Source organism: Streptomyces sp. WMMB303 (assembly GCF_029351045.1).
Lineage (GTDB): Bacteria > Actinomycetota > Actinomycetes > Streptomycetales > Streptomycetaceae > Streptomyces.
The window spans coordinates 2,707,429-2,723,694 of sequence record NZ_JARKIN010000001.1; the positions used below are offsets into that span (position 1 = coordinate 2,707,429).

At 73.0% G+C, this 16,266-nt stretch carries 16 protein-coding genes; 8 read left to right on the forward strand and 8 right to left on the reverse strand.

Features of this window, described 5'->3' with window-relative positions; genetic code table 11:
• Positions 1 to 78 precede the first annotated feature (78 nt).
• The 7 genes from P2424_RS12065 (at position 79) to P2424_RS12095 (ending at position 6,004) form a co-directional block, all read left to right on the forward strand.
• On the forward strand, positions 79 to 555 hold the full coding sequence (locus P2424_RS12065; protein WP_276475756.1) for a septum formation initiator family protein: 477 nt from the start codon (positions 79 to 81) through the stop codon (positions 553 to 555).
• Positions 556 to 692: 137 nt separating this feature from the next.
• A complete protein-coding gene (locus tag P2424_RS12070; RefSeq protein ID WP_276475757.1) occupies positions 693 to 1,241 on the forward strand; it encodes a DUF501 domain-containing protein in 549 nt (182 codons plus the stop codon).
• Entirely contained in the window at positions 1,238 to 2,212 is a 975-nt protein-coding gene (locus tag P2424_RS12075) for a Ppx/GppA phosphatase family protein (RefSeq protein WP_276475758.1), read from the forward strand. Before P2424_RS12070 ends, P2424_RS12075 begins: the two co-directional genes overlap by 4 nt.
• 249 nt (positions 2,213 to 2,461) lie before the next feature.
• Positions 2,462 to 3,664 (forward strand): helix-turn-helix domain-containing protein, encoded by a 1,203-nt coding sequence (locus tag P2424_RS12080; RefSeq protein ID WP_276475759.1) that lies wholly within the window; start codon positions 2,462 to 2,464, stop codon positions 3,662 to 3,664.
• A gap of 94 nt (positions 3,665 to 3,758) precedes the next feature.
• Positions 3,759 to 4,244, forward strand: a complete 486-nt coding sequence (locus P2424_RS12085; RefSeq protein WP_276475760.1) for a hypothetical protein — start codon at positions 3,759 to 3,761, stop codon at positions 4,242 to 4,244.
• 434 nt (positions 4,245 to 4,678) lie between these two features.
• Positions 4,679 to 4,819, forward strand: coding sequence for a hypothetical protein (locus P2424_RS12090; RefSeq protein ID WP_157838545.1), 141 nt, complete (start codon positions 4,679 to 4,681; stop codon positions 4,817 to 4,819).
• A 54-nt stretch (positions 4,820 to 4,873) separates the two neighbouring features.
• Positions 4,874 to 6,004 carry a methyltransferase domain-containing protein gene (locus tag P2424_RS12095; protein ID WP_276478940.1) on the forward strand — a complete coding sequence of 377 codons (1,131 nt, stop codon included), beginning with the start codon at positions 4,874 to 4,876 and terminating at the stop codon, positions 6,002 to 6,004.
• 55 nt (positions 6,005 to 6,059) lie between these two features.
• Here the strand turns inward: P2424_RS12095 and P2424_RS12100 are convergent, their stop codons facing one another.
• From P2424_RS12100 to P2424_RS12125, 6 genes are all read right to left on the reverse strand, one after another.
• Positions 6,060 to 7,046 (reverse strand): nucleoside triphosphate pyrophosphohydrolase, encoded by a 987-nt coding sequence (locus tag P2424_RS12100; protein WP_276475761.1) that lies wholly within the window; start codon positions 7,044 to 7,046, stop codon positions 6,060 to 6,062.
• A 90-nt stretch (positions 7,047 to 7,136) separates the two neighbouring features.
• Positions 7,137 to 7,799 (reverse strand): SurA N-terminal domain-containing protein, encoded by a 663-nt coding sequence (locus tag P2424_RS12105; protein ID WP_276475762.1) that lies wholly within the window; start codon positions 7,797 to 7,799, stop codon positions 7,137 to 7,139.
• Positions 7,800 to 7,913: 114 nt separating this feature from the next.
• On the reverse strand, positions 7,914 to 9,167 hold the full coding sequence (locus P2424_RS12110; protein WP_276475763.1) for a transposase: 1,254 nt from the start codon (positions 9,165 to 9,167) through the stop codon (positions 7,914 to 7,916).
• A 13-nt stretch (positions 9,168 to 9,180) separates the two neighbouring features.
• Entirely contained in the window at positions 9,181 to 9,579 is a 399-nt protein-coding gene (tnpA, locus tag P2424_RS12115; RefSeq protein WP_069991001.1) for an IS200/IS605 family transposase, read from the reverse strand.
• A 258-nt stretch (positions 9,580 to 9,837) separates the two neighbouring features.
• On the reverse strand, positions 9,838 to 11,823 hold the full coding sequence (locus tag P2424_RS12120) for a hypothetical protein (protein WP_276475764.1): 1,986 nt from the start codon (positions 11,821 to 11,823) through the stop codon (positions 9,838 to 9,840).
• A gap of 45 nt (positions 11,824 to 11,868) precedes the next feature.
• On the reverse strand, positions 11,869 to 12,663 hold the full coding sequence (locus P2424_RS12125; protein WP_276478941.1) for an HNH endonuclease family protein: 795 nt from the start codon (positions 12,661 to 12,663) through the stop codon (positions 11,869 to 11,871).
• A gap of 152 nt (positions 12,664 to 12,815) precedes the next feature.
• Here P2424_RS12125 and P2424_RS12130 point away from each other — a divergent pair, with 152 nt between their 5' ends.
• Positions 12,816 to 14,081: an FUSC family protein gene (locus P2424_RS12130; protein ID WP_276475765.1), complete on the forward strand. Its 1,266-nt coding sequence runs from the start codon at positions 12,816 to 12,818 to the stop codon at positions 14,079 to 14,081.
• Between the two features lie 49 nt (positions 14,082 to 14,130).
• On the opposite strand, the gene P2424_RS12135 is transcribed toward P2424_RS12130, so the two are convergent.
• Together P2424_RS12135 and P2424_RS12140 are read right to left on the reverse strand one after the other, a co-directional pair.
• On the reverse strand, positions 14,131 to 15,420 hold the full coding sequence (locus tag P2424_RS12135) for a serine/threonine-protein kinase (protein ID WP_276475766.1): 1,290 nt from the start codon (positions 15,418 to 15,420) through the stop codon (positions 14,131 to 14,133).
• Complete coding sequence (locus P2424_RS12140; protein WP_276475767.1) at positions 15,417 to 16,154, reverse strand: hypothetical protein; 738 nt, start codon at positions 16,152 to 16,154, stop codon at positions 15,417 to 15,419. Before P2424_RS12140 ends, P2424_RS12135 begins: the two co-directional genes overlap by 4 nt.
• Positions 16,155 to 16,266: the final 112 nt, after the last annotated feature.

Consider the following 16,266-nt stretch of genomic DNA (forward strand, 5'->3'; position numbering starts at 1 on the left):
CTCCTCCCGGGGTCCCGGGGGCAGGGCACCGGCGACACCGTTCGCACAGCTTCGGCAGCTGGACCGCAGGGGAGAGGTATGGGAGCGGACCGGGACCGTTTCTCCACCGCGACGCGCCTGCGCGCGCTCGGCGCCCAGGCCGCCGAGCGGGTGTACCGCGCCCAGGGCCGCACGGTCCGCACCCCGCGCAAGGGGAGGCTCACCGGCCGGGCCGCGCTCCTCGCCCTGGTGGTGTGCTCCCTGGTCGTCGCGCTCGCGTACCCGACCCGGCAGTACATCACCCAGCGTTCGCAGATCGCCGACCAACGCCGGCAGGCCGAGCAGGCCCGTGCGGAGGTGAAGCGGCTGCGCGAGCAGCGGGCCCGCTGGCAGGACCCCGCCTATGTGGAACGGCAGGCCCGTGAGCACCTGCACTTCGTCCGCCCCGGCGAGACCGGCTACACCATGCCGGACGGTACCGCGGAGGTGCGCCGCCCCCGCGCGCACGAGTCGGAGGACCGGGCCTGGTACCAGAACCTGTGGGACGGTGTGGACCGCGCGGACCAGGACGGGTGAACCGCCCGCCGCGCCTCTTCCCCGGGCGAACCGCTGCCCGGCCCCGCCTCATGACGATCGACCGCACGACATGACGATCGACCGCACGACGACCGAACCCTCCTGACGACCGAAGCGAAGCGACGAGCACCCCACCCATGGACACCCCACCGCCCCGCACCGAGCCGACCGCGCCCACCGACGCGGACATCGCCGCCTTCAAGGAGCAGCTCGGCCGCCCGCCGCGCGGGCTGCGCACCATCGCCCACCGCTGCCCCTGCGGGCTGCCCGACGTGGTGGAGACCGCACCCCGGCTGGAGGACGGCACGCCGTTCCCCACCACGTACTACCTGACGTGCCCGCGCGCCGCCTCCGCCATCGGGACGCTGGAGGCGAACGGCGTGATGAAGGAGATGACGGCGCGGCTGGCCGAGGACGCGGAGCTGGCCGACGCCTACCGCGCCGCGCACCAGGACTATCTGGCCCGCCGCGACGCCATCGAGGAACTGGTCGGCTTCCCCAGCGCGGGCGGGATGCCCGACCGGGTCAAGTGCCTGCACGTGCTGGTGGCGCACTCGCTGGTCGCCGGCCCCGGCGTCAACCCGCTCGGCGACGAGGCGCTGGCGATGCTGCCCGAGTGGTGGCGCAAGGGGCCGTGTGTGACGGTCCCCGAGGAGACGGCGGAACCCGAGGAGGCCCGGCCGTGACGACGAACCGTGTGGCAGCCGTCGACTGCGGCACCAACTCCATCCGCCTGCTGGTGGCCGACGTGGCGGTATCGGCCGACGGCACCCCGGGCGGTCTCACCGAACTGGACCGCCGGATGGAGATCGTCCGGCTGGGGCAGGGTGTGGACCGCACCGGACGGCTGGCACCCGAGGCACTGGAGCGGACCTTCGCCGCCTGCCGCCGCTACGCCGAGGTCCTCGCCGAGTTCGGCGTGCCGCCCGAGCGGACCCGCTTCGTGGCCACCTCCGCGTCCCGCGACGCGGAGAACCGGGACGAGTTCGTCCGCGGCGTGCTGGACATCCTCGGCGTCGAGCCGGAGGTGATCACCGGCGACCAGGAGGCCGACCTCTCCTTCACCGGCGCCACCGAGGGGCTGGCACCCGGCACGTTCCCACCGCCGTACCTGGTGGTGGACATCGGCGGCGGCTCCACCGAGTTCGTGCTGGGCAGCGAGCGTGTCGAGGCGGCCCGCAGCGTCGACGTGGGATGCGTCCGGCTGACCGAGCGCCATCTCACGCCCGGCGGCGCCCGCACCGAGATCCCGACCGCCGAACAGATCGCCGCGATCCGCGCCGACGTGCACGCGGCGCTGGACCAGGTGGCGCAGACGGTGCCGCTGGAGCGGCCGCACACCCTGGTGGGGCTCGCGGGCACCGTCACCACGCTCGGCGGCATCGCGCTGGAGCTGGACGCCTACGACTCGGCCCGCATCCACCATTCCCGCCTCCCGCTGGCGCAGGTCCGCGAACTCACCTCCCGGCTGCTGTCCGCCACCCACGACGAACGTGCCGCCATCCCCGTCATGCACCCGGGGCGGGTCGACGTGATCAGCGCCGGAGCCCTCGTCCTGCTGACGCTGATGGAGCGGATCGGCGCCCAAGAGGTCGTGGTGAGCGAGCACGACATCCTCGACGGCATCGCGCACAGCTGCGCCGCGGGGCGCTCCTGACCCAAGGCGACGGCCCGATCGGCGCTCCCGGCGGACTTCCGCCGGGAGCGCCGCCGTGTGCGCCGCCGTGCGCCGCCGTGTGCGGGCGGTGTCGGCCCGGTCCCCAGCGGGCACACGTCCCTGTGGAGCAGGGCGGGTTGAGGCAGGCCCGGGGCGGCCGCACCGTTCACAATTCACCGGAGACGGCCACCCGGCCGGCCCTACCATCGAAGCGACAGCCACCAGGCCCGAAACCGCTGAGGTGCACACGTGAGCAACTGGGCTGATCTGACGACGGGCAAGGGCATCAAGGCCCTGCGGGGCTCCGACCTCACCCAGTACGAACTCGCCGAAGCCGCAGGCGTCTCCTACGCCCTGGTGCAGAAAGCCGAGCAGGACCGCGGGGAGCTGTCCGTCGGCTCCCTGCTCAAGCTCGCCCGTGCGCTCCGCACCGACGTGGCCGTCATTCTCGGGCAGCAGGCCCCGCGCCGGGGCATGAGCAGGGACACCAGGGCCGCTGTCCGGCGGCTCTCCGAGGCGGTGCACGACAGCGCGCTCGGCGGGTGGGAGGGCATCGAGGAACCGAGCACGCTCGGCCAACTCTCCGCCGCGCACGACCGTCTGGGCACCGCCTACTGGCAGGGCTCGTTCGGGGAACTGAGCGAACTCGCGGCCAAGGTGCTGCTCGAAGGGCGGGCCGGGTACGCGCGGGCCACGGGCCACGAGCGTGAACAGCTCGCTTCGCTGCTCGCCAGTACCTACCAGTTCGCCTCCTCGACCGCGCTCCTCCTCGGGCAGCGGGACCTCGCCCTGAGCGCGCTCACCTCCGCCCGTCACCTGGCGGCGGACTCGGGCGACGAGGTGCAGGCCGCGCTCGTGGACTCGACGCTGTCCTGGATCTCGCTGCGCAGCGCCAGAATCCAGCGGGCGGTGTCCGTCGCCGAGCAGGCGGCCGCCCGGATCGAGCCCTCCTTCAGCGGGGCGTCCCGGCCCCGGATGGTCGCGTACGGCCGGCTCATGGTCTCCGCGGCCGTCGCCGCGTCACGGCAGGGCGACTCCGTCTCCGCGGACGACTATCTGTCGCAGGCCCACGCGGCGGCCGCCCGGCTCGGTGCGGACACGGCGATGTACGGCACGCACTTCGGCCCCACCATGGCGAACACCGAAGCCGTGGGCATCGCGGTGGCACTCGGCAACCACGGAAGGGCGCTGCAACTGGCGGCGCGCACCCGACTGCCCCGCGCCATGCCCAAGCTGGCCCGCAACCGCTACAAGCTCGACGTCGCGCTCGCGCAGTGCTCGGCCGGGCTGTACGACCAGGCGGGCGACACCCTGGTCGAGGTCGGTCTCGACGCGCCGGAGTGGGTGCGGCACCAGGCGCTGCCGGGGGTCATCGGCCGGCGGATCGCGAAGGTGTCGACGGCGCGGGTCCGCAGCATCGGCGAGGCGATCGGGGTCCCGCTGGTCGCGTGACGCCGACGCGGCGTAGGAGTCGGCCGGACACTCGTTGCGCTGGTCCTACGTCGGATCTCTTCACCCTGGGTGAGCGAGGCGACACGATTGATGCATGGTCAGCAGCGAGCAGGGACTCAGGAAGCGGCCGACTCCGGCCCGGCGCACCGAGGGTGAGAGGCGGCGGCGGCACGCTCTCGCGGATCACGCGGCCGGTCACGTACCGGGCGAGGGCCCCGTGCCCGCCCGCGTGGCGAAGGTCGACCGGTTCCGGGTCGTGGTCTATCTGTGCGCGGCGGCGAACTCCGACATCGCGGGGCCGCGCGAGGAGTGCCTCGCGTACGCCGGGTCGTTCGGCTGGCAGATCGTGGACGTGGTCGAGGACCGCGTCGGGCTGCTCCCGCCGGAGGGACGCGAGGGGCTGGCCCGCGCCGTGGAACTGGTCGAGGAGCGGAAGGCCGGTGCGGTGCTCACACCGTGGCGCTCGATGATCTCGACCATTGCGCAGGAGTACGACGAGGTGGCGCGGAGCGTCGAGAAGGCGGGCGGCTTCCTGCACGTCATGGGCGCCGACCGGGCCCGTCCGCACACTCCGTGCTGACACCGCGCCGGACGCGGGGTGCCGCATGGGCGTGAGGCCGCTGGAGTTGTGGGCCCGGTTCGACTTCCGCCGCGGATCCTGCCACCGCTGCGAGCGTACGAACCTGCCGGTGGCGTGCCTGGGGACGATGGAGGCGCGCGGTGTCACCGTCCCCTTCCGTGCCTGCCACTGGTGCGTCTTCCGGGTCGAACAGCTCCATTGGGTCGAGGCCGAGCGCGCTCGACTCCGGGCCGGCGGGCCCGTGCCGGAGCAACAGCCCACCCCACACCGACCCTCGCGGCGGGCGCTGTGCGTGCCCGGTGTCCCGCTGCGCATCGGGCGCCTGCTCAACAGCGCCCGCGTAGGCTCCGCCTCGGCCGCGCCCGATGGTTCATCGCCCGGTCGAGGCGGATTTCAGAAGCACCACCCGAGCACCACCGATCAGGAGGTACACAGTGGACGCGTTTCCGTGGATGACGCGGGCGGATGGTGGAAATCCGCAGGATGACAGCGACTCCGGCAACAAGCACGGGGGCGGCGGCTCCGACGAGGGCGGCAACACCTCGGACGGCCAGGGCCCGGCGGACGGCGAGTAAGTGACCGCCGAGACTCCCGGCACGAAGGAGGCGGGCCCGGGAGGGCTGGCCTCCGTGCTGCTGGAAAAGGGTGCACTCACGTCGGATTGGATGCCCGCGTTCAAGGCGGTGCCGCGTGACGCGTTCGTGCCCGATCGGCTGTGGCCGGGGACGGCGGGCGGTAACCGTCAGGGCGAGGTGATCGACCGCAAAACGGACCCGGCGCGGTGGTGGGGGAAGGTCTACAGCGACGTTCCGCTCACGACGCAATGGGACGACGGCGCGCACCCGGGCACGGACAAGGGCCGGTCTCCGACCTCGTCCAACTCCATGCCCAAGATGGTGTTTTCGATGCTCGACGCCCTGAGCGTCGGGCGCGGAAATCGGGTGTTGGAGATCGGGACCGGCACGGGCTGGAATGCGGCCCTGCTGTCTTACCGGCTCGGCCCGGACAACGTGGTGACGGTCGAGGTCGATCCGTCCGTCGCCGAGGAAGCGCGGCGCCGCCTCGCCGCGGTCGGCCTCAACCCGTTGTCCGTCGTCGGCGACGGCGCGCAGGGTTACCCGGACGGCGCCCCGTACGACCGCATCATCGCCACGTGCGGGATCTCCACCGTGCCGTACGAGTGGGTCGAGCAGGCCGCGGAAGGAGCCGTGATCGTCGCCCCGTGGGGTCCGCCCTACGGCGGGCAGGGCGTCGCGCGGCTGAGGGTCGGCGAGGACGGCGTCGCCATGGGGCAGTTCGTGATGTCCTCGGCGTTCATGCGCCTGCGCGACCAGCGCGACACGTTCCCGCCGACGGACGCGTTTCCCGGCGCGTCGAACTGGCCGAGCACCGCGTCGCGGCGCACGACGACCCTCTCGCCGGACGACATGGGCTCCTGGCACCACATGTTCACGCTCGGCGTGCAGGTGCCCGACATGTTCTGTCGCGTCGAGTGGCGCAGGGCCGGCGCGTACCGGCTGTGGCTCCTCGACATGGGCTGCACGTCGTGGGCGACGGCCGACCACGAACCCGGTCGCGGCGAGTTCGAGGTCGCCGAGTACGGACCGCGCCGCCTGTGGGCCGAGGCGGAGGCCGTCCTGTCCTGGTGGCGCGAGCACGGCGAGCCGGGGTTCGCACGGTACGGGCTGACGGTCGCTCCGCGCGGTCAGCGGGTGTGGCTCGACCACCCGGACAACCCGGTACCGGTGCGGGTGCCGTAGCGGCGTCGCCCCTCGCCCCGGCCCGGCGACCACCCGTGGTGGGGCCGGGCCGGGGTCAGTCGGCGGGGTGCTGCTCCGCGTGCCGGATCAGGTCGCGGTACTCGCGGGCGGCGGCGCGGAGCGCGGCCTCGGGGTCGACGCCCGCGCGTTCGGCGTCCGCGGCCAGCGCCAGCAAGGCGTAGCCCACGCCTCCGGCGGCGCCGTCCGCGGGCGCGGGCAGGCCGGCCGTGCGGGCGCGGCCCGCGAGCTTCGCGGCGAGCGAGAGGGCGGGCTGGCCGAAGGGGACGCCCTCGGTGACCGAGGTCCGCTCGGCCTTCTCCAGGGCCTTGCGGCGCTGCCAGTGCGCCTCGACCTCCACCGCTGTCTCGGCGACGTCGTCGCCGAAGACGTGCGGGTGGCGGTGCACCAGCTTCTCCACCAGGGTGGCGGCCACGTCGTCGATGCCGAACGGTTCTTCGGGGTCGTCCTGGGCGATACGGGCGTGGAAGACGACCTGGAGCAGGACGTCGCCGAGTTCCTCGCGCAGCTCGGCGCGGTCGCCGCGTTCGATGGCGTCGATCAGCTCGTAGACCTCCTCGACGCCGTACTTGAGCAGGTCCTCATGGGTGCGCAGCGCGCTCCACGGGCAGTCGCGCCGGATCCGGTCCATCACCTGGACGGCGTCCAGCAGCCGGGCGCCGGGCAGATCGTAGGAGCCGGGCAGCAGCTCCAGGTCGGGCATGGCCTGCCGGCCGGAGCCGGCCAGCCGGGCGAGGCCGTCGGTGAGCGCGGGCTCCCCCTCGGCGGTGGCCAGCACGACGACCGAGCGGCCGCCGCCCTGTGCGCACTCGGCGACCAGCTCCCGTGCGTCGAGTTCGACGCCCGCCTCGGCCTTGACCCCGGCGTCCCGCACATAGGGGAGCTGCGGGTGGGCCGGGTCGGCGCACAGCACCCGGTCGGCGTCGCGCAGGGCCTCCCAGGCGGGCCAGGAGAGCAGTCCGGGCGCCACCCGGTGGGTGGTGGTGAGCAGGACGACACGGCCGGTCTCGGGGATCTCGTTCACCCTACGAACGTAACCCGGACGGCCTCCGGCCCGGCGCCGGCGTCGCCTCCGCCGCCGCGCCCCGCGTCACAGCGAAACAGCGTCACGGCGTCACATCCGCTGCGGGCGCTGCGCCGCCTCGCCGCTCAGGTCCCGCAGCCACGGGGTCTTCGCGCCGGTGAGGGTGGAGCGGTCGGTGTCCCACCTGCCGTAGCGCGGGTTCACGTCGATGTTCATGCTCTTGGACGTGGCCGACAGCTCCTTGGTGAGCCGCTGGTTCCCGTCCGGCGACGTCGGGTCGATGCCCTTGGCCTTGGCGATCTTCTCGACGAGGAGCTGCATGCGGATGCGGTCGTCGATCTCGTCCGGCGCGACGCTCTGCTGGCGCAGCAGCACGGCCTCGAGCTGCTTGCTGCCGCCCGCCTGCACCTCCAGCTGCCCGCGGACCCGCTGGACCTCGCGGCGGCTGACGCCCACCTTCGCGTCGCGGGCGGCCTGCGCGACGATCCGCTCCCGGATCATGCCGTCGAGGGTGGCCCGGGTCAGCTTGCCGCTCTGCTTGATCATCTGTTCGCCCTGCGGCGTGGCCCGCTGCGCGTCCCGCACGGCCCCCACCCGGGACTGGAGCTGCCCCATGCTGATCCGGTCGCCCTTCACCAGAGCCGCCGCGCCCGGGTGCGCGTCGTCGCCGCACGCGGTGAGCAGCGGTGCCGCGGCGACGAGCGCCGCTGCGGCGGAGAGGGTGAGCGCGGACCTGCGGTGACGGCTTTCCATGGGGCCTCCCGGCGGCGGCGAGGGTCGCGCGTCCTCGCACGACCTGGCGATGATCGATAGTAGGGAGTCGAACGGGTCCATGACCACCGGTTCGACTTGAGTTCCTCCCCACGGCTAGGGCCGGGGGATTCCGACCAGCGGAATCGCTGGTCGGACCGGTACTGCCTCACGGGGTCCCGGTAGTTCCTGTTTCACCGACCGGGTGGCCCCGAAGTCTCCACAGGCTGAGACGGCCGCCCCGGCCGCCTTGAGGATGTTGCGTGCGGCGTTCACGTCGGCGTTCTGCCGGTACCCGCAGCCTACGGCTTTGCACACGAAGGCCGATTGGCTCTCTCGGTTTCCTCCGGTGGCGAAGCCGCAGGCGGAGCACCGCTGCGACGTGTACGCGGGATGGACCTTCACCAGTTCGGTGCCCGTGTACCGGGCGGCGTTGGCGAGGGCGAGTTCGAGACGGTGCCAGCCCTTGTCAAGGATGGCCCGGTTGAGGCCCCGCTTCTGGGAAACCTGCTTGCCCGGCTTCTGGCGGGTGCCGGAGGCGGAAGCCGTCATGTTCTTCGTCTTGAGGTCTTCGAGGACCACCACGGCGTTCCGGGCCGTGAGCCGGTTTGCCAGGTGTGCGCAGAAGTCGGCCCGGCGGTCAGTGACCCGGCCCATGATGCGGTTCATGCGGGCGAGGACCTTGCGGCGGTTCGCGCTGCCCTTCTTCGTGCGGGCAAGCTGCTGCTGCAAGCGCCGGTACCGGGTCTTCTCACCTTCGGTGACGAACTGCCGGTCGTGGAAGTCGCCGTCCGATGTGGTGGCGGCCACGGCAACGCCTCGGTCCATGCCGACCGCCGTGTTCGGCATGGCGTGCTGCTCGGGCGTCGTCTCCTGGGTGGAGACGAGGAAGGAGAGGTACCAGTGCCCGGACCTGCGGGACACGGTGGCCGACCTGACCTCACCGCCGAGCGGGCGTGACCAGCGGAAGGTCACCCAGCCCAGCTTAGGCAGCTTCGCCCGACCCCACTTGCGGCCGAGGCGTTCGACGGTGATGAGGTTCCCGGCGGGGAACCGGAACGAGGGGGACCAGCGTGCCTTCGAGCGCCAGCGGACCCTGAAGGCGCCGTGGTCCCGGCACGCCTTGTCCAGGTCCTTGAGCGTCTGCTGGAGGACGTGAGAGGGGGCGGCCCTGAGCCAGGGGTGTTCCTTCTTGGCGTCGGCCAGCTCGGCGACCTGCGGCACGTAGTTCATCCACGCGCCGCGCCGCCGGTACTGGCGCCGCTGGTCGAGGCCGGTGTTCCACACCGCCCGGCAGATGTTCCCGAACTCCTCGCACATCTCCGTCTGCTCGGCGTCGAGCGCGAGCCGGTACTTGCGGCCGGTCAGCATGGTTCACCTCCCCTCAGACGTTCTTCTGGTTCTCGACGTACTTCTCCACCACATCCAGCGGAGCCCCACCGACCGTGGCCGCGAAGTAGCTGTTCGTCCACAGCGTCGGCAGACGCGACTTGAGAGCGGGGAACTCCTCACGCAGGACGCGGGACGAGCGGCCCTTCATCGCCTTCACCAGCCGGTGAACGCCGTACTGCGGATCGACCTCAACAAGCATGTGGATGTGGTCGGGCATGACCTCAAGCTCGACGAGCCATGCCCCCTTCTCCTCGATGACCTCGCGGACGATCTGCTTCAAGCGCTGCTCGATGCGACCTTCCAGCACGCGCCGTCGGTACTTCGGGCACCACACGATGTGAAAGGCACACTGGAACGTCACATTGCGGTTGGACCGCAGGGTGACTGCCATAACGCCACTATACAGCTTCAAGCTAACTAACGATGACCTGGTCAAGGGCATCGTCGTGAGGCGGCTATCCCCACGACTAAAGCCGGGGGTCTGCGCCGCTAACGCTTCCGATCAAATCGACTAACGATTCGGGAGCAGTTGGGTAGCTGCCCGTACAGCAGTGCGACACCGATACCGGCAGCGGTACGAGCCGTGTGCCGGAGCGGCGGCCTCCGCACCCGGCCGGGACGCCGCCGTTCGCGGCCCGACCGAGGAGGCTCACTCCGTGGCGGTGAGCAGCTCGTCGAGGGCCGCGCGGATGGCCTCGTCCTCGGTGAAGGCGCGCCGGCCGCTGAAGTAGTGGAGGCGCCGGTCGCAGGCGGGCAGGTGGCGCAGGAGGTCGGCGGCGGGCCGGGCGGCGGGACCGATGCGGGCCAGATGACGCACCGCGGAGAGCATGACGGGCTGGTAGGCACCCTCGGCCAGGCCCCGCACCGCCTCCAGGAGGACCGGGACGGTGTGCTCGGTGTCACCGGTCGCCGCCCACAGGGCGTGCGCGGCCTCGACTCCGGTCCAGTCGCCGGGGGGACCGGCCCTCGTCCGGAGGCGGTCCGCGAAGGGAGCGGCGTGCGGGCCGAGATCGGCCAGCTTGCGCAGGGCGGGGTGGGGGAAGCGGCCCTCGGTGGCGGCGGGCCCCAGCACCTCGAGTGCGGGGCCGGGGTCCCCGCCGACCCGCCAGTACGCCCAGGCGGCGAGTTCCGCGTCCGTCCCGGTGGCCGCGGCCGACCGGGCCAGCAGCAGTTGCCGGCCCCCGTTGCCCGCCGGGCCGATTCCGGCCAGGGCTGTCGCCGCCGCGGTCCACCTGCGGTCGTCGCCCAGCAGATCGAGCAGGCGGGGTACGGCCGCTTTCGCGGCGGGTCCCCAGGCGGCGAGCACTTCGCACAGTTGCCTGAGTGCGCCGGGGTCCGTGGTGCCGGCGAGCCGGTCGCAGATGTCGGGCAGCAGCGGCTCCGCGTGGTCCGGGAGCGCGCCCAGCACCTCGGAGAGGTCCGGGAGGTCGGTGTCGTATCCCGAGCGGACGCTGCTGTAGCCGGACGGTGCGAAGCCGGTCCGGTGGCCGGTCACGTACTCGGCCAGTCCGGGAACACAGCGCGGATCGTTCATCCGGGCCAGTGCCCACAGGGCTGCCTGAGCCACCGTCTGCCCCGTCCGGGTACGCCGGGCGGCGGTGTCGGCGAGCAGCGCGGCGACCGCGTCGGCATGGGCGGCGGCCGACGGGCCGAGGCAGGCCAGCAGGCCGGCCGCCCGGTACCGCACTTCGGTGTCCGGATCGTCCAGCCGGGCCGCGACGGCCGGCAGCAGGGCTTCCTGCGGCGACCGCCACCGCGACAGCAGCCCGCCCGCCTGCGCCAGACCGCCGGCCCGCTGCTCCGCATCGGGATGATCGGCCAGCAGGCCCAGTGCGAAGGCGGGAGACGCGCCGGTGAACAGCCCGGCGGTCCACTGCTGGACTCCCTCCACCCCGGTCTCCATCGTGCTGCTGTGCTGCCACAGCTCCGCGCTCGGGGCGCGGACGGCGTCCAGCACGACGTCCAGCCGGCTCGCCGCCAGGTCCGGCGCGGCGGGCGCGAGCGCGTGCACGGCCGCGAGCCGGAGCTGGGGTTCCGGGGCGTCGAGCAGCGCTCGGAGGAGGGTGTCGACCTCGTCGGCCCGGTCACCGACCGGCTCCCGGGCGGCCGCCTGGCCGAATGCCAGGACCAGGTCGAGGCGGTTCACGAGGTCGCTCTCCGCCTGCCAGCAGCGCAGCAGCGCGGGCAGCAGCAGGGCACCGGGACTGGCGCAGAAGCCGACAGCGGCCGTCGCGGCTCGCCTCACCTCCGGGTCGGGATCGGCCAGCAGTGCGAGGACGTCGGGCAGCAGGCGTTTCCACGTCGGTGCCCAGCCGGGAGTCAGGAACCTCTCGGCGACCTGGCTCTCCTCGCCGGCCAGCATCGTCACCACGTCCAGCACGGTGAGCCGGCACCGCACCTGGGGTGCGGAGGCCAGCCGCAGCAGGAACGGCAATGCGGCCGGGGCGGCGGAGCAGATCCAGCCTCCCTGGTGGTGGAGAAGGTTGTGCAGTTCGAACGCGGCCTCTTCCGCGTCCTCGGGGTCCGGACCCGCGCAGCGGCGCAGCAGACCGGGCACGTCCTCGGCGGAGCCGTAGTTGTGCCGCAGGCCCGCCCAGTCGACGGCTTCCAGCCCCTCCCACAGGGGCGGCTCCACCGTCGGACGAGACGCGGGTGACGGGCTGTCAGTGCCCGGGCGCACTCAGCCCTCGCACTGCTGGAGCATCATGCGCTTGTCAGGAGCCGTGACGGGCAGGTCGTACTCCAGGGCCACCTGTGTGAACCGCACCGCGTACGAGCAGCGGATCCGCTTGTTCGGGGGCAGCCAGGAGGCGGGCCCGGAGTCGCCCTTCGAGGCGTTGGGGGAACCCGAGACGGGCAGCAGGTTCAGCACGTCGTTGGCCAGCCGCTTCCGCTTCTCCTCGTCCCACTGCGCGGCCCCCATCTGCCAGGCGTACGACAGCGGCACCACATGGTCTATCTGGACCTCGGTGGCCTTCGCCTTCTTCCAGGCGATGTCCTTGCCGGTGTAGGGGTCGGCCAGGGTCATCGAGACGACCACGCAGTCCGAGCCGGAGCGGAAGGTGACCTGCTGCCCGTCGCGCTTGAGCACGTCGTTGCGGGTGTCGCAGCCGTTGCGGGCCAGCGGTATCCCCTCGGCGGTGTCCAGCCAGGCGCTGCCGAACTTCTCCCGCTCGTAGCCCGTGCGCGGGCCGCGGCCCTTGGTGCGCACCTGGTCGATCAGCCGCCGGGCGCGGACCTTGTCGACGTCCGAGGTGAGGGGGGCCAGTCCCGGTTCGGTTCCCTCCGGGTTCTTCAGCGGGCTGGTCTGCTCGCCCGCGCCGCCGGAGGCCGGGGTGCCGGTCGGGGTCGCGGAGGCGTCCGAGCCGCCGCCTGTGGTGCCGCCGTCCTCCTTCTGCTGCGGCAGGCCGTCGCACCCGGCCAGCAGCGCGGTGGCGGCCGTGGCGGCGAGGACTGCGGCGGCGCTCCGCCGCATGGGGCGCCGCACGGAACGCTGCCGGGGGCGCGGCGAGGAGGCGGGGCGGGGAGGAGCTGTCGCGGCAGTCATCGGGCGAGCATAGACCGCTGTCGTCACCCCGACGGAGCTGTCCCTGTGGCAACCGGCGGGAAAGCGGGGAGGGACGCAGGGTGCGTCAAGCAGTCACCGATCCCCTGCTCAATCTGGTGCGGCGGCACCGTGAGCCCGTCGTCGCCCAGACGGCCCGCTCCACCATCGCCGCCGTGATGAGTTACGCCGTCGCGCTGCAACTCAGTAGCGAGGCCGCGCCCCTGACCGCGCCGCTCACCGCACTGCTGGTCACCCAGGTGACGCTCTACACGACCCTGCGGACCGGCGTGCGCCGCGTCAACGCCGTGGTCGCCGGAGTGCTCATCTCCAGCGGTTTCAGCGCCCTGGTCGGCCTGACGTGGTGGAGCCTGGGCGTGGTGATCCTGGCCGCGCTGATCGTCGGCCGGTTCGTGAAGGCGGGCGAGTTCGTCCCGGAGACGGCGATCAGCGCCATGCTGGTACTGGGGGTGACTCAGAGTCAGGTCGCAGCCATGGCTTGGGACCGGATTCTGGAAACGCTGATCGGTGCGGTCGTCGGACTGGCCTTCAACGTGCTGTTCGTGCCCCCGGTGTGGGTACAGCCCGCCGGGGACGCCGTACTGGACCTCTCCGGCCGGATGAACCGGCTGCTGGTGGGCCTCGGAGAGGACGTACGCGGCATCACCCCGGTCAGTCAGGCGGCCGACCGGCTGCACCAGGCCCGCCGGCTCGACCACGACATCGTGGAGGTCGACGTCGAACTGCGGCGCGCCGAGGACAGCCTGCGCCTCAATCCGCGGGTACGGGAGGGCCTGCTCTCCCGCGTCGTGCTGCGCACCGGCCTGGACGCCCTGGAGATCTGCGCGGTCGTACTGCGGACCACGGCGCGGACGGTGACCGACCTGGCGAAGAAACGTCTGGACGAGCCGCTGTTCAGCGAGGAGACCGCCGAGGGCATGCAGGAGCTCTACGTGCACATGGCAGGCGCCGTCGAGGCGTTCGCGCTGCTGATCACCACGCCGGTCAGCGCCAGCGCGGAGGAGGCCGAGGACCGGCTGGTACGGGAGCTGGAGGCCAGCCGCGCCAGCCGGGACGTCATCGCCTTCCAGCTCCTGGACAAGGTGCGCGAACACCCCCGCCAGTGGCAGCTGCACGGCGCCCTGCTCGCCGAGGCCGACCGCCTGCTGGACGAACTGGACGTGGAGAAGCGCTCCCAGCGCCTGTGGGAGGAGCTGGACCGGCAGTCCCGCGAACAGCGCGAGAAGAACCCCGTACTGCGCCGCATCCGCCAGTTCCGCAGCCGGGAGCGCGCCCGCGAACGCGAGCAGGAGGAGGAGCGGGAGCTGGAGTGGGAGGAGGAGCACTGAGCCGCCCGCCCGCCGGCCCCGGAGGGCGGCGGGCGGCAGGCGGGGAAGGTCAGTACGGGATGCGGCCCGCCGGGGACGCCAGTTGGTGGCGGCAGTGCGCCTCGTCCTGCAGGAGTTGGGCCACCGCGGGGTCGTGCATGCCGCGTTCGCCGATCAGATCGCGCAGCAGGGCGGAGAGTTCGGGAAGCGCCTGGGCGTACCGCCCGGTGTCCACCAGAACGGTGGCGTACTGCTTGCGCAGGGTGCGGACGATGGGCGAACTCTCGCCGTAGGTGGTGACCGCTGCCGGAAGGGCGCGACCCAGCAGCGCGGCGACCTCCGCGTAGCGGCCGGCGCCCAGCAGGCGGCGGATGTCCTCCAGCACCGCGTTCAGATCCCCCTGGGGGCCGGGCCCCGGAACCGCCGACCGGCGCGGCGGCCATGGCGCCGCCGGGGCCAGGAACGGCCGGGTGGGATCGAGCGGCGGCCCGGGAGCGCGCTCTCCGGGACCGGGCAGCAGCGGAGCGAGGGCCGCGTAGACCTCGTGCGCGTCGGCGGGCCGCCTCGCGGGATCGCGGTCGAGCAGCCGGTTCACGAGCCCGGGCAGCGGTGCGGGGACGTTGGGGCACAGCAGCTCCAGCGCGTCCGGCTCCTCGTGCAGCTTCTTGTAGAGCAGCCCGGCGGCCTCGGGCGCCTCGAACGGGGTGCGGCGGGCGAGAAGTTCGTACAGCACCACGCCCAGCGCGTACAGGTCGGCCGCCGGGCCGACGGCCGACCCGCCGGTGGCCTGCTCGGGCGCCATGTAGACGGGGGTCCCCACCAGCGCGCCGGTACGCGTCAGCCGGGTGACGTCGGGGGCACCGACGGAGGCGATGCCCAGGTCGAGGATGACGACGCGGCCGTCCGGCCGGACCATCACGTTGCCGGGCTTCAGGTCGCGGTGGACGATCCCCACGGCGTGCACGGCCGCGAGCGCGGAGCACAGCTGCGCGGCGACCGCGACGGCCCACTGCCACGGGTACGGCTCGTGCTCGGCCAGGTGGTCCGCCAGGTCGCTGCCGTCCAGCCGCTGCATCACCAGATACAGCTCCTCGCCGTCCTGGCCCGCGTCGTAGACCGTCACCAGTCCCGGATGGTCGAGTTGCGCGGTCACCCGGCACTCGCGCGCGAAGCGGCGCCGCAGCTCCTCCGGGTCGGCACTGCGCACGAGGGAGGCCATCCGCTCGGAGTGCGCCAGCTTGACCGCGACGGAGCGGCCGCCGAGCCCGGTGTCGAGCGCGCCCCACACCTGGCCCATGCCGCCCTTGCCGAGCGGCTCGGACAGCTCGTACCGGCCCGCGATCAGCCGCCCGGGCCTCACGCCCGGTCCCAGGGGCCGGGCTGCTGCTGCCGGGGGTCCCGGGTCCCGGGCCGGTGCTCGGCGCCGGGGCCGTCGGCGCCGGAACCGGCGGTACCGGCGCCCGGCTGGTTGCGGCGGAGCAGCTCGCCGAGTTCGTCGAGCTCGGAGGCGACCTGCCGCATCCGTGGGGAGGCGGGCGGCACGGAACCCGGGTACGGGTTCTGGTGCGGGTTCGGGGGTGCGGACACCGTTTGGGCGTACGGTGCGGCGCCGTCGTACGGAGTGGCGGGCGCGGGCGCGGGTGCCGGTTGCGCCGGGGCAGCGTACGGACCCGGCGCGGGCGCGTACAGGGTCGGCGTGGGCGCGGCCCGGGGCGCACGCGGGGCGCGGTCGGCGAGTACGGCGTGCACGACCGCACCGCCGATCAGCAGCACGATGTACACCCCGGCGCCGAGCTGCGCGTTGCCCTCCTCACCGGGCTTCGTCTCCGGCACCACGAAGAGCAGCAGGATGTAGACCGCCGTCAGTACGCAGGCCCCCGCGAACACCGCCCAGTCCAGCGGCCGCCGCCGCAGGATCGCGAACCGCAGCGACGGCACCCAGGCCAGCAGCCCCAGCGACCAGAGGGGAAAGGACGCGAAGGCGATCCGCACCAGGAGGGCACGCGTGCCCCCGGGACGCGCACCGGCGCCCCCCGCACCGGGATGGGGCTGCTGCGGCGGCTGCGGTGGCTGGGACGCGGCCGGGCCGTACATCTTTCCTCCTGCGTGGGACAGCAGCGGACAAGGCAGGAGGTGAGCGTATACACCGGTACGGACTCCCGGATACGCGGCGGCCCGGGGAAGCAGAATCGTTGTCAACTCCCTC